At 35.2% G+C, this 12556-nt stretch carries 12 protein-coding genes; 11 read left to right on the top strand and 1 reads right to left on the bottom strand.

All coding sequences use genetic code 11. The features are described 5' to 3' along the window. Window positions 1-88 precede the first annotated feature (88 nt). The 3 genes from ACQKNR_RS17520 (at window position 89) to ACQKNR_RS17510 (ending at window position 3467) form a co-directional block, all read left to right on the top strand. Window positions 89-850, top strand: a complete 762-nt coding sequence (locus tag ACQKNR_RS17520; protein WP_427319481.1) for an ABC transporter ATP-binding protein — start codon at window positions 89-91, stop codon at window positions 848-850. Then, window positions 840-2687 (top strand): FtsX-like permease family protein, encoded by a 1848-nt coding sequence (locus ACQKNR_RS17515; protein ID WP_427319113.1) that lies wholly within the window; start codon window positions 840-842, stop codon window positions 2685-2687. The genes ACQKNR_RS17520 and ACQKNR_RS17515 overlap by 11 nt, the downstream gene beginning before the upstream one ends. Window positions 2688-2756: 69 nt before the next feature. After that, window positions 2757-3467, top strand: coding sequence for a TraX family protein (locus tag ACQKNR_RS17510; protein WP_427319111.1), 711 nt, complete (start codon window positions 2757-2759; stop codon window positions 3465-3467). A 195-nt stretch (window positions 3468-3662) separates the two neighbouring features. Here ACQKNR_RS17510 and ACQKNR_RS17505 read toward each other — a convergent pair whose 3' ends face one another. Further along, complete coding sequence (locus tag ACQKNR_RS17505; protein ID WP_427319479.1) at window positions 3663-3884, bottom strand: YxeA family protein; 222 nt, start codon at window positions 3882-3884, stop codon at window positions 3663-3665. 343 nt (window positions 3885-4227) lie between these two features. Here ACQKNR_RS17505 and ACQKNR_RS17500 point away from each other — a divergent pair, with 343 nt between their 5' ends. The 8 genes from ACQKNR_RS17500 (at window position 4228) to ACQKNR_RS17465 (ending at window position 12513) form a co-directional block, all read left to right on the top strand. Continuing rightward, the gene (locus ACQKNR_RS17500) at window positions 4228-4989 is read left to right on the top strand and encodes an ABC transporter ATP-binding protein (RefSeq protein ID WP_427319107.1); all 762 of its coding nucleotides are present in this window, start codon (window positions 4228-4230) and stop codon (window positions 4987-4989) included. Window positions 4990-5005: 16 nt separating this feature from the next. Further along, the gene (locus ACQKNR_RS17495; RefSeq protein WP_427319105.1) at window positions 5006-6859 is read left to right on the top strand and encodes an FtsX-like permease family protein; all 1854 of its coding nucleotides are present in this window, start codon (window positions 5006-5008) and stop codon (window positions 6857-6859) included. A 111-nt stretch (window positions 6860-6970) separates the two neighbouring features. Beyond that, window positions 6971-7552 carry a lipoprotein BA_5634 family protein gene (locus ACQKNR_RS17490; protein WP_427319103.1) on the top strand — a complete coding sequence of 194 codons (582 nt, stop codon included), beginning with the start codon at window positions 6971-6973 and terminating at the stop codon, window positions 7550-7552. Window positions 7553-7773: 221 nt separating this feature from the next. Then, window positions 7774-10047, top strand: a complete 2274-nt coding sequence (locus tag ACQKNR_RS17485; RefSeq protein WP_427319101.1) for an L-type lectin-domain containing protein — start codon at window positions 7774-7776, stop codon at window positions 10045-10047. Between the two features lie 60 nt (window positions 10048-10107). Beyond that, on the top strand, window positions 10108-10419 hold the full coding sequence (locus ACQKNR_RS17480) for an LPXTG cell wall anchor domain-containing protein (protein WP_427319099.1): 312 nt from the start codon (window positions 10108-10110) through the stop codon (window positions 10417-10419). Beyond that, window positions 10412-11095: a WxL domain-containing protein gene (locus ACQKNR_RS17475; protein WP_427319097.1), complete on the top strand. Its 684-nt coding sequence runs from the start codon at window positions 10412-10414 to the stop codon at window positions 11093-11095. The genes ACQKNR_RS17480 and ACQKNR_RS17475 overlap by 8 nt, the downstream gene beginning before the upstream one ends. Window positions 11096-11138: 43 nt before the next feature. Then, window positions 11139-11789 carry a WxL domain-containing protein gene (locus tag ACQKNR_RS17470; RefSeq protein WP_427319095.1) on the top strand — a complete coding sequence of 217 codons (651 nt, stop codon included), beginning with the start codon at window positions 11139-11141 and terminating at the stop codon, window positions 11787-11789. 22 nt (window positions 11790-11811) lie between these two features. Then, window positions 11812-12513 carry a WxL domain-containing protein gene (locus tag ACQKNR_RS17465; protein WP_427319093.1) on the top strand — a complete coding sequence of 234 codons (702 nt, stop codon included), beginning with the start codon at window positions 11812-11814 and terminating at the stop codon, window positions 12511-12513. Window positions 12514-12556: the final 43 nt, after the last annotated feature.

Here is a 12556-nt window from a genome sequence, read left to right as displayed (position 1 = left end):
ATATTGCTGTCACATTGAAAGATGTTAAAAAATAAAAGACCCATTTATAATCAAATACTGAAAGATACAAAGGAGTGAAGTCCTGATGATGTCCAACATCATTTTAAATGTAAAGGAGCTTCAAAAAGTATATACAGGAGAAATTTCCTGTCAAGCATTGAAAGGCATTGATTTTAATTTAAACAAGAATGAATTTGTTGCGGTAATGGGTCCTTCCGGGAGTGGGAAAACAACATTTCTTAACTGCATTTCAACAATCGATAGCCCAACTAATGGCTCAGTTACAATTCATTCGAAAAATCCTTATGAATTAAATGATGATGATCTAGCGAAGTTTCGTCGCAAAGAATTAGGGTTTGTCTTTCAAGACTTTAACCTTGTTCATACCTTAACGGTAGAGGAAAATATTTTATTACCTTTGGTACTTGATTCTGTAGAATCTAAGGAGATGAGAAAACGTTTAGAGAAAGTTGTAATTTTTTTAGGGATTAAAGGAATTTTAAAGAAGCGTACATTTGAAATTTCAGGTGGACAGAAACAGCGTGTAGCAATTGCTCGAGCTGTTATTCATGAACCAGGGTTATTATTAGCTGATGAACCAACTGGAAACCTAGATTCTAAAGCGGTAAATGATGTTATGACACTGTTTGAGTCAATTAACAAGACTTTTAACACAGCTATTTTAATGGTGACGCATGATGCCTATGTTGCTAGTTTTGCACATCGTGTGATCTTTATAAAAGACGGTATTCTTTATAATGAGGTGCATCGAGGCAATAATAAACAGAAGTTTTATCAAGAAATTATGGACACACTTGCATTTTTAGGCGGTGGACAACATGAGTTTTAATCATATTGTCCTTCAAAACATTTTGCGCGATAAATGGACATATATTTCCTATTTTTTAAGCAGTGTATTTTCTATTTTGATATTTTTCTTATTTTCGATTGTAGCATTTCATCCAATGCTGGCGATCATTCAAAAAGAAAGCACACTTAGTCTTGTAATGATGCTTACGAGCTTTATTGTGTATATTTTTTCATTCGTTTTCATCATTTATTCGATGTTTTCGTTTTTGAAAAAGAAAACGAAAAGTTTTGGCATTTTTATGATTACTGGAGCATCTATGAAGCAAGTGCGTAAGATGGTGTTCAGAGAAAATATGCTTATTGCTGGTGTAGCAATTCTAACAGCGATTGTGCTTGGGCTTGTAATCGCCCCTTTGTTTTTAATGGTCACCAAAAGAGTGTTACAGGCTGATAGCTTTGGTATGTATATACCAATACAAGCAATCGCATTAACGATTGCTCTATTTACAATGTTATTCTTTATCGTTTCTAAATTTATAACACGCTTTATTAACAAAGAAGAAGCTGTTCATCTGTTAAAAGCAGATGTAACACAGGAAAAGTTAATAGCGCCTGCACCATGGAAGTTGTTACTATCCGTAATAACGAGCGGATTCTTAGTACTATCGCTCATATTAGAAATGAATTGGGTTGAATCATCTGGAACGCTCTATTACATTTTACTATTTGTTAGTTCGCTATTAGCCATTTATTTTATTATAACGCAAGGAATGTTGTTATCGATTCGTGTATTACAAAAACGATCGTCGTATTACAAAAAAACAAATATGCTTTATGTTTCGAACATAAAGGCTAAAGGACGCTCGCATTCCCATCTTATCTATGTATTAACAGTCTTGTTGCTAGGTGTGTTTGTATGTACAAATGTACTGTACAGTTCCTATTACAATATAAATACGAGAGTAGAATCAATGGCGCCGTACAGCTTCCAATACATCTCACTCTCAGGAAATGCACCGGAAGTTGAAAAGGAAGATATTACATTTATTGAAAAAACATTAGCAAACCAAGGTAAATACGATGCATATTATTCGGCATTTAAAACAGATAAAAGGCATAATATCGGTTTTATGTCGGTTTCAAATTATAATGCATTTGGCTTTCATAAGGCAATTGCACTAAAGGATGATGAGTACTATGTTGTAGCAGGAATTCCAGATACCCTTCCAAGTACGGAATTTATTCATGACTACCCGTTTGGAAAACTTAAATATGCGGGCCTTGAGAAACGAAATATTTTAAATTCAGGTTTTCAAAAAATGTACTATATCGTCCCAGATGCGGTTTATGAAACAATCGATTATCCCGTATTGAAAGTATTTGCTTATGAGGTTGAGAATTGGATTGAAAAACTTGACCTACCTGAAACCATTTTCTCTAAAATTACCACGATAGAGAATGAGCACCTAATTCTTTCAAAAATTCATGTATACAATACGGAGAAATCTACTGTTAGTCTCTTATTCTTTATCGGTTTCATGCTGAGCCTTATCTTCTTAAGTGCGGCAATGAGCATTCTTTATTTCTACCTGCAAATGTCATTTGAAGGAGAGAAAGAAAAATATGCAGGAATCCGAAAACTTGGCTTTTCTGTGAAAGAACTAGCTTCTGTTGTGACCAAGGAGTTAGCGACACTAATTTTTATCCCGTTTGTACTTGCATCTACTCTTCTATGTGGAATAGCGCTTGGAATGCGTAACCATTTTTCATCAGCATTTTATGGAGTCACAGCAATAGGGGTAGGAATATTTTTATTTCTATTTGTTATAAGCTTTTTCATCATTCGACGAAGTTATTTGAAAAAACTTATGAATTAACAATACATGATTCTAATAACATAGATACTTCATCTAAAAGTAACATAGAAAGTGAAGGTTTTATATTTTATGAGGTTAAATGCTTTTCAATTAAAGATTTTTGCAATGATCCTTATGGTCATTGATCACGTGTATACTTACATTCCAGGTATGCCAATATGGATGCATCATCTAGGACGTATTGTGTCACCAATTTTCTTCTATTTTATAGTGGAAGGATTCTTCTATACGCGTAACCGTACAAAATATGCTACGCGTGTATTTATGTGGGCAGCAATTATGTTTGCAGGCTCAGCTCTAATTCAGTACATGTTTCCAAGGGAAGGTGGACTCCACAATAATATTTTCTTGTCACTTGGATTTGGAATAGTGTTATTATGTGCGATTGATTATACAAAGCGTACGAAGAACTATTTAATAGGAATTCCGGCTGTTATGATTGCGACTGCATTAGGAATGTTTACAGAAGCAAGTTTTATGGGCGTCGCCATGACATTGATCTTCTATTTCTTTAAAGAAAGGAAAATGTGGTTAATTATCACATATGTATTACTTTCATTATTAGAGGTCCCAACATTACTTATGGCTGGAGAACTTTTCACGGATATGGGACTATTCGGTTTCAATAACCAAGGGCTGATGATATTTGCATTACCATTCTTCTTCTTATATAACGGGGAGCGTGGTTTAAATAATACATTCACCAAATATATGTTTTATATTTTCTATCCAGTTCACTTATGGATTATCTATACAATCGGATATTTCATGAGTAAATAAAGACAAAAGCTTTGCATAGTATGCAAAGCTTTCTCTTTTATTCTAGTATCCTATCATCACTTCACCAAAAACTTGGCCTTTTAGTATGAACACAACTTTGTATACCAGGCATACTTTTATGACAATATCTTTATATTATGTCTCTCCTAACTTTTCTTTCACTTTTGCAGGGAGTCCATTTTCCTTAACCTCTTCTCAAGATTTCACGTTTTTTTCCGTAGAATAGTATATACATAAAAACGCGTCCTTAAGAAGATTTTTGTTTGCTTTAAATTCCAGAGTTTTCTCTGTATTTTCCTCGTTAAATCCAGATAATTTATATTTAAAGTCTTTTTTTATTAATTCATCATCTACAGATTTTGCAATCCCTTCTTTCCCATCTGTTGTAATTCTAACATAATATTTATCTGTTCCAATACGGTTTAAATTTCAACCTGTTAACACTATTACCTAATTTTTTATATTTTAGTGTCAGGAAAAATCAAAAATAAAAAAGAATTCGTCAAACAGTTACTATGCGGTCTGTAATAATAACCCATTCACTACCCCTTGTATTTATATTTCCTTCGTCTGAGTACATTTAAACTTGTTCTGTGTTAAATAAGACAGCTATCTACACACTCGCGTTTTATGCACATGATATAAGCGATGTTTTTTATATTACAAAAATGTAAGGTGTTTGTAACATTCACAGATGTTAGTTTATGTCGAAAAGGCGCAAAATAAGAAAAGGAAAAACAAGTATAGGAGGTATATGAATATGCAAAAACCTGTTGTAGACGTAAAAAGTGTTAAGAAAGTATATGGTAAAAAAGGTGAAAATCAATCATACGCATTAAAAGGTGTTTCATTCTCAATCAGAAAAGGTGAGTTTGTTGGGATTATGGGACCATCTGGATCAGGGAAAACAACATTATTAAACGTCATTTCTACATTAGATAACGCGACGGATGGCACAGTTGAAATTGATGGAAATGATATTACAAAAATGAAGCAGAGTGAACTCTCAGATTTCCGCTCACAAAAGCTCGGATTTATTTTTCAAGATTTTAACCTATTAGAAAACTTATCAATCTACGAAAATATTGCATTACCACTTTCGCTACAAGGTGTACCTTCACGAAAGATTGGACCGAAAGTCGAAAAAGTAGCGGAAATGTTAGGAATTTCAGCGTTACTTCAGAAGTATCCTTCAGAAGTGTCTGGTGGACAAAAACAACGTTCTGCCGCAGCGCGTGCACTTGTTCATGAGCCAGCGATTATTTTAGGCGATGAGCCAACTGGAGCGCTAGATTCTAAAAACGCAACCAGTCTTTTGGAAGCAATGAAGAGTTTAAACGAAGAACAGGATGTTTCAATTATGATGGTTACACATGATCCATTTAGTGCGAGTTACTGTCAACGTATTTTATTTATTCAAGATGGGGAGCTGTATAAAGAACTTCACCGCACAACAAATCGTGAAATGTTCTATAAAGAAATTTTAAATGTACTTGCTGACCTAGGTACAAACAAAGCATAAGAAAGGAAGTTGTAATGTGTTGTTCAAACTTTCCATGTCAGGACTGAAAAGTAAACTAAAAGATTACATTGTCTTATTAGTTGGCCTTATTATGTCCATTTCAATCTTTTATATGTTTCAAACATTAGCATTAAATAAAGCATTCATTGAAGCGAATTCTGTTATTCAGTCAATTGGATTTGTATTCCAAGCGGGCTCAGTTTTATTAGCCATTATCACATTCTTCTATATCTTGTATGCAAACTCTTTCTTATTGTCACTTCGTCAAAAAGAATTTGGTATGTATATGATGTTGGGAGCAAAGAAGCATAAAGTTACACTACTTATGTTTATTGAAACAATTGTCTTAGGTGCCGCATCACTTGTAGTCGGGGTTGCTGTTGGTATAGGGCTTGCACAGTTAATTGGTAAATTACTGATGCAGCAACTCGATTTCACAGCACCTGGATACCATGCATTTTATGTTCCATCTACAATTGTTACTTGTATTTTCTTCTTTGTATTATTTGTGCTATCAGCAATTGTGAATAGTATTAAATTATCACGTATAACAGTTCTGCAACTTGTTCATGCTGATTCAAAAACAGACCGTGTTTCTGTGAAAGGTTCGAAAACTGTTTTCTTTGCTGTCATTGGTATTATTTTATTAGCAATCGGTTATGCTTCTATGATTTATATGGAAAAATTAAGAGAAATAGGAATCATAATCGCATTAATTACTGTAACGTCTGGAACTTACATGTTATTTGGAACGTTCCTACCTCTGTTTATTAAAAAGCTGAAAGGTAATAAAAACCGTACTGAAAAAGGACTGAATGCTTTTACATTTGCGCAGTTAAACTTCCGTATTAATAGCTTAACAAAAGTACTAGCAACTGTAGCCATGCTAGTTGCGCTGGGAGCTGGGGCAATTTCTGGTGGTATGGCATTCAAAAATAACATTATGCTGGCTTTAGATGATCCTTCAAGTTATGATGTTACGATTCACAACCCAACAGCTGAAGAAAAGAAAATTTTAGATGGTATTACATTTAAAGAGAAAGGCGAATACCGTTATAAGACTGATGATAAATATGTTTATTATGTAAAAGAAGATTTAGAGAAAAATCCCCCTCTCATAAATGATGTTAATAGTATTAAAGAAGGGAAAGATAAGGATAAGGTGAAAAAAGCTTCTGAAGAATTACCAGTAGGAGCGATTTCAAGATTCAGCCAAGAAAAGTCTGATAATGTAATTCCACAAGAATGGGATGATGCTTTCTATTCGCTTGAACCATTTTATGTACACCCTGATCAAACAATTAAAATTGTCGATCAAAAAATGTATGTTGGTTTAAAAGGAGCAGAGGGCACTGTAGTCATTGGGAAAACAGATGATTTTTTAACATATAAGAAAGAATGGAAAAAAATCGACAAGTTGCAGCAAGCTAAATATAAAAATGTAAAAGCTGAAATGATGCATAGTAAATATCAATCTTATGAAATGAGCTATGGTATGGCCAGTGGAACAGTCTTCATGGGCTTCTTCCTCGGAATTGCTTTCTTAGCAATGATGGCAAGTTGTTTAATGTTTAAAATTCTATCCGGTGCATCAAGCGATATTACACGTTATCAAATGCTACGTAAAATTGGTGTTCGCCGTGAATTATTAACAAGATCAATTTATAAAGAGTTATTCTTAGTATTCTTATTTCCGGCAATTGTCGGGATTGCACATGTATTAGTTGGTATGAATATCTTCTCGTTCATATTGGCTGATCCATATTTCAAAATTTGGTTCCCAATTGCCATTTTCGTAGTCATTTACGCGACTTACTATTTCATTACAGTGCAATTATATAAAGGAATTGTCCTTTCAAAAGAAGACTGAGAACTAAAAACTACTCTTGCATTGCTAAACTAAAAATATAGCAGTATATATTGTAGTCTTAGCAAACACATTGTATTTACTATTACGTATATAAAAAGGAGACAAGAAAAAATGAAAAAATTAGTAGGAATCGGATTAGCAGCAGCAATTTCATTCGGAGCATTATCAGGTTGTTCTTTATTAGGAGAGAGATCAAATGGTCTCGTAGTATACGGAACAGAACAACAAGTTCAACAATTAGCAGATCAGAAGAAAAATGATGTAAAAGAAAAAGATGTGTATAAAATGAAACTTGCAATAGTAGAAGATAAGGAAGTACTTGTAATGGATAAAAAAACTGGTGAAGAGCTAGTGAAAAAAGAGCTACTTAAGAAAGTAGAAAAAGATGATAATACAAAAGCAATTGATAAATTACCAGCTGTAACAGCGGATCAAGGTGTATTATTTACGAAAGAAAAAGTAGAAAACATGACAATTGACGGTGTTAAATTAAAATACGAAGGTAACACAATCATCGGTGATAGTCGCTCTTATGCAGATATGTTTGCAATCGTAGATGATGTTGCATATAACAAAGTAAAAGGTGAAGAAAAATCTGTAGGTGTATTAGAGTTTAATAAAGACCCTAAAGATGAAGCACAAGATACTAAAAGCAAGGTAGAAGAAGTACAACTTGTTAAAATCAAAAAATAAGTCATACGTTGAAAAAAGCTTTGTGAAATTCACAAAGCTTTTTTTTCGCTACTCATTTTCATCAAATAACGAAGTCTTTCATTATATTGCGTATACCATAACATAGCAGATGAAAAAGATATTTTTTTTCTATTTTAAAAGAATTATTTCATTTCTATGGGGCTGTAAATTATGTGAATATATTTATTGTAGAAATAATATAGAAGGGAGAGGGGTGGAAAATGCATAAAGCAATAAAGATGTCTTCTTTGGCCTTGCTACTAGGAACATCATTATTTTTATCAAGTAATAGCCAAGTTTTTGCAAGTGAAATGCAAGATTCTCCACCGAGTGCTATCAAACTGGATAATATTTTTACTGTACCTTCAGGCTCTAACAGTACACTTATATCAAATGATAAGTTCGATATCGTTCAGTTAACAGACAGTGTAAAGGATCAGAGTGGAGCGGTTTGGTCAACAAACGAAAATAAAATGGATTTAACAAAAGATTTTGAAGCAGCAATGTATATCTACTTTGGTGACTCTGGGGAAGATTCAGCTGATGGAATGGCATTTGTCATGCATAACGATCCAAATGGAAACGCAGCTTTTAGAACTGGAGAAGGTGCTAGGATAGGTGTATGGGATTCAACAGAGCCTAAAAAATTCGGAATGGCAATTATGAATTCTTTTGCAGTCGAATTTGATACCTACTTTAATAAAGATTTTGATAGAGGGGTTCCTCAGCAGGATCATATTGCGTGGAACTATCCGGGGAAAAAAGAGACATATGATGATAATGGGTTAATTTTTAAAGACCGAAGAATGATTCATAACGATCTTCAGTTTCCGGGTCTATTATCTGACGATACTTGGCGCTATTTTACTGTTAATTGGGATAGCAAGCAAAGTGTCCTAACGTATCAACTAGAAGGATTATCAAGTGTTTCTGTTCCAATCGATGTAAATGATGTCTTTGGGACAACGGAAGTGTACTGGGGCTTTACTGGTTCTACAGGTGGAAGCTTTGAAATGAATCGAATCGTATTTGATGAGGTACCAGGGCTTGTTGAGGCTGAGGTAAAAGAAGACATTCTAGATAGTACGACTAATGAAAGTGTAGTAGGCACAAAAGTTGCAAGTGGTACACAGTTAACGTACAGCCTGGAAGCGAATTATATTGGTGGTAAGCAAGCTTGGAAAAACATTAATGTATCAAGTAAGATTGATAGCAATGTGAGTTACGTTCCTGGAAGCCTAAGATTGAAAGACGCATCAGGTAAAGAGACTCCTTTGGATGATTCGCATTGGAAGGATGGTACGTTAAATGTACCTATCTCAGATATGGATTTAAGTAATGCGAAGCAAACAATTTTGTTTGATGTGAAAACAGGACAAGTTGGACAGGATACTGTAGTAAGTGAGCATAGTAATTTTTATGGAGACAACTACCATGCAAGAGCTTCAAAATCAAGCTATACAATTAGTGCAAATAAGGCACCTGAAGTAAGCTTAAATCAAGAAAATGAAACAATTAAAGTACCTATGGATCAAGATGTTGAGGTAAGTGGGAAATGGAAAGATGAAGATGGTACAAAAGTTACAATTACATATAAGTTAAATGGTGAAGTAATTGGTCAGGAACAGCTTCAATCAGACCAGGAAAACACTTTCCAAGATTGGAAATATACGATTCCAAAGGACAAGTTCAAATTAGGAGACAACCACTTAGAAGTCTATGTAACAGATGAAGAGGGTGCGAACTCCGAAGTGAAAAGCTTACAGATATCTATATCAAGCCCACCTAAAATTACTTTAACTGAGGAAAATAAAGAGGTGGAAATCGATTATGGAAAAGGATTTGATTTCTCTGGTACTGTGAGTGATTTGGACGGTGCTGGCAAAGAGCTGACTCTTTACTATGTGATTGGTGATAACGAACCGGTTGCTTTTACGAAAGTTACGAATAGTACCCCAGGAAAAGCAATTGAATTTGCAGGAGAACTTCCTACTTCAGGAGTAAATGAAGGTCCGCAAACGATTTCTGTTTATGCTGTTGATGAAGATAACTTACAATCCAACATTGGTAAATTTACTTTACATGTAATAAAAAGGTTAACTTTTGCTGATGAGATGAAGGATGTTGAGTTTGTTGCAACACAAATTGGTTCGACTCCAAAGATTAGCGAACGGGCAACCGATTACCCTATTCATATCATTAATAGCAAAGGAAAAGGAAGTAAGTGGAAGATAAAAGCAGAACTTACAAAACCCCTTGTTTCTAAAGAAAACCATACATTAGAAGGCTTATTCTTTAAAAAGTCTAATGGAGAGACAGAAGAACTATTATTAAATACTTCTGTTATTGTGGAGTCTGGTGAATCTCCTGAAGACTATTCAGATATTAATCTAAACTGGAAAAACGATGAGGGGTTATTACTAAAAGTAGATCCATCAGCACATATCGGTTCATATGCTGGTGAATTAACATGGACTTTAGAAGACGCGCCTTAATCGATAATTCGTTAGTTCATCTATTAAGATTAATATTAAAAGAGATTGGGGGGGAGAGTTATGAAGAAGCTAATAGTAGGTATGATTACTTTAGTAGGAATCGTCACTTTTTCAGCTTCATATGACAAAGCCTTGGCTGATCAGACTACAAGTACTGCTGGTATAAGGTTTGTTGAAGGAAATGATAGTTCCACTAATCCTAATGAAAAGAATCCTTCACAACCAGGCGGTGAAATAAATCTCCCACAAACTGGGGGGAAGGCTTCCGCTCCTTATTATGCGATGGGAATTGGTTTAATAGGATTAGCTAGTTTGTTATTAATGAAATCTAATATAAAAAATATAGAAGAGAGAGGGAATTTATATGAATAAAAAGTTATTATTAGCGGGCGTACTTACAACTGCAACTCTATTTTCAGCTTCTATGCCTACATTCGCAGCAGAAGATTGGAAGACAGTAGTGGGTTCTGAGGATGGAAAAGGTGCTACTTCAGGAGCACACGTGAAATTGAATCCTGCTGACAATCCTACAGACCCTACAGATCCACTTGAGCCAAGTGAACCAGGCGGCGAAACTGGAAACGTAGGACCGTTAACAATTGATAACGTTACTCCTTTAGAGTTTGGCGAGCATGAGTTAAATGGTGGGAAAGTAGAATATACGACAACTAGTACATCACCAAACGTACAAGTAACGGATAATCGTGGTGAAGGTCAAGGATGGACATTACAGGTAACGTCAACACCTTTCCAAGATGTTAACGACAATACAAAAACATTAAAAGGCGCTGTAGTTAGTTTACCAGAAGGAACAATGAAAACTACACCAGGTAACGTATCTGAACAGCCGACACCAAAAGCAGTTGCATTAGACACAGATTCTCCGACAACACAAACGATCATGACTGCTGAACAGCACAAAGGTATGGGAACATGGGTTGATTCATTTGCTCAAGATCAAGTGAAAATCACTGTACCTGGTGGTAACTATGCTGGTGAATATGTTTCTACTTTAACATGGACTCTATTAGACGCACCTCAAGCATAAAAAATAGGAAACTTAAAATAAAACTTCAATAGGGGGAATAGAAATGAGATTTTATAAAGTCGTACCTGCTGTAATCGCTACATTTGTAGGTGTAGGAGTAGCGTCTGCAACAGCAGTATCAGCAGAAGAACAAGGCCCAGCGAAATCACAGGCGACGGTAGAAATTACACCGGGAGATACAACAACTCCGGTAGATCCTATCGATCCAACAGATCCACCAACAGGACAAATTGGAAACTTAACAATTGATCATGTTTCTAGCTTAGATTTTGGGAGTTTTCAACTGCAATCAGGAGCTATAACATTAACAGCAAACCAAGACAGTGATAAAGATCCAAACGTCCAAGTAACAGATAAACGCGGAACTGGTGATGGATGGACTTTAACTGTGGCACAAACACAAGAATTTAAGTCTGCAGAAGGACATACATTAGCAGGAGCTAAATTAACTTTACCAGCAGGTAATCTATTGACAAATAATGTTAATAACAATGATGATGCACCAAGTACAAAAGCAGTTGTTGTTAATGCTGATTCGAATGTAGTTATGGTAGCGGCAAAAGGACAAGGCTTAGGAACATGGGCTGATCAATTTGCTAGAGAGAATACGACATTAGAAATTCCATCTGGAAATTACGCTGGTAGCTATGAATCAGAGTTAACATGGACGTTATCAAACGCTCCACAAGAATAAAATAATAAGGGAGAGAATCGTTATGAAAACAATGAAACTAGCAGCAATCGCTACTCTATTAGGTTCGAGTGCATTAGCACTTGGTACAACTGCACATGCGGATACGGCAAGTAAGGCAACGTCAGAGAATCATATTATTTTTAAAGCAAATACAAATCCAACAAATCCAGTAGATCCAACAGATCCAGGAAACCCTAATCCACCTGTAAATCCAGATCCAACAGATCCAGGCAATGGCGGAACTGGTAATGAAGGTCCGTTATCAATTGATTACGTTTCAAACATTGAGTTTGGTGAACATGAGATTACTTCAGGTACACAAGTTTACAATGCTCAAAATGAAAATCCTTTTGTTCAAGTTTCAGATAACCGCGGAACAGGCGCTGGTTGGACATTATCAGCAACAGCAAGCGAATTTACGAATGAAGATGGTTCAAAAGTATTAAAAGGCGCAGAATTGAGCTTCAAAAATGGAGAAGTAAAAACAAAACCAAATAACGTTTCAAAAGAAGCTGTTCATCATGATGTGACTTTTAATAATAGTGATGCAAAAGTCTTAATGGATGCAGGAGTAGACGCTGGGCGTGGTACTTGGATAGATGTATTTTCTGGAGAAGCAGGAAATAACGATAAAGTCCAATTAAAGGTATTAGAAGGTTCTGCTGATGCGGGGATAGACTATACAGCTACGATTAATTGGGAACTTGCTGACGCACCGAAATAATAAATAACGAAATGGGACAACCAATACAAGTGAGAGCTTTGTG

This window comes from Bacillus sp. NPDC094077 (genome assembly GCF_050279465.1).
In the GTDB taxonomy this organism is placed as follows: Bacteria; Bacillota; Bacilli; order Bacillales; family Bacillaceae_G; genus Bacillus_A.
Note: the sequence above shows the minus strand (reverse complement) of the source record. Positions and strands in the feature narration are given on the sequence as shown.

Coding starts and splice junctions, on each gene's coding strand:
- ACQKNR_RS17500 (WP_427319107.1), top strand. CDS start 4,228: ATGCAAAAACCTGTTGTAGACGTAAAAAGTGTTAAGAAAGTATATGGT.
- ACQKNR_RS17510 (WP_427319111.1), top strand. CDS start 2,757: ATGAGGTTAAATGCTTTTCAATTAAAGATTTTTGCAATGATCCTTATG.
- ACQKNR_RS17475 (WP_427319097.1), top strand. CDS start 10,412: ATGAATAAAAAGTTATTATTAGCGGGCGTACTTACAACTGCAACTCTA.
- ACQKNR_RS17515 (WP_427319113.1), top strand. CDS start 840: ATGAGTTTTAATCATATTGTCCTTCAAAACATTTTGCGCGATAAATGG.
- ACQKNR_RS17470 (WP_427319095.1), top strand. CDS start 11,139: ATGAGATTTTATAAAGTCGTACCTGCTGTAATCGCTACATTTGTAGGT.
- ACQKNR_RS17485 (WP_427319101.1), top strand. CDS start 7,774: ATGCATAAAGCAATAAAGATGTCTTCTTTGGCCTTGCTACTAGGAACA.
- ACQKNR_RS17520 (WP_427319481.1), top strand. CDS start 89: ATGTCCAACATCATTTTAAATGTAAAGGAGCTTCAAAAAGTATATACA.
- ACQKNR_RS17490 (WP_427319103.1), top strand. CDS start 6,971: ATGAAAAAATTAGTAGGAATCGGATTAGCAGCAGCAATTTCATTCGGA.
- ACQKNR_RS17480 (WP_427319099.1), top strand. CDS start 10,108: ATGAAGAAGCTAATAGTAGGTATGATTACTTTAGTAGGAATCGTCACT.
- ACQKNR_RS17465 (WP_427319093.1), top strand. CDS start 11,812: ATGAAAACAATGAAACTAGCAGCAATCGCTACTCTATTAGGTTCGAGT.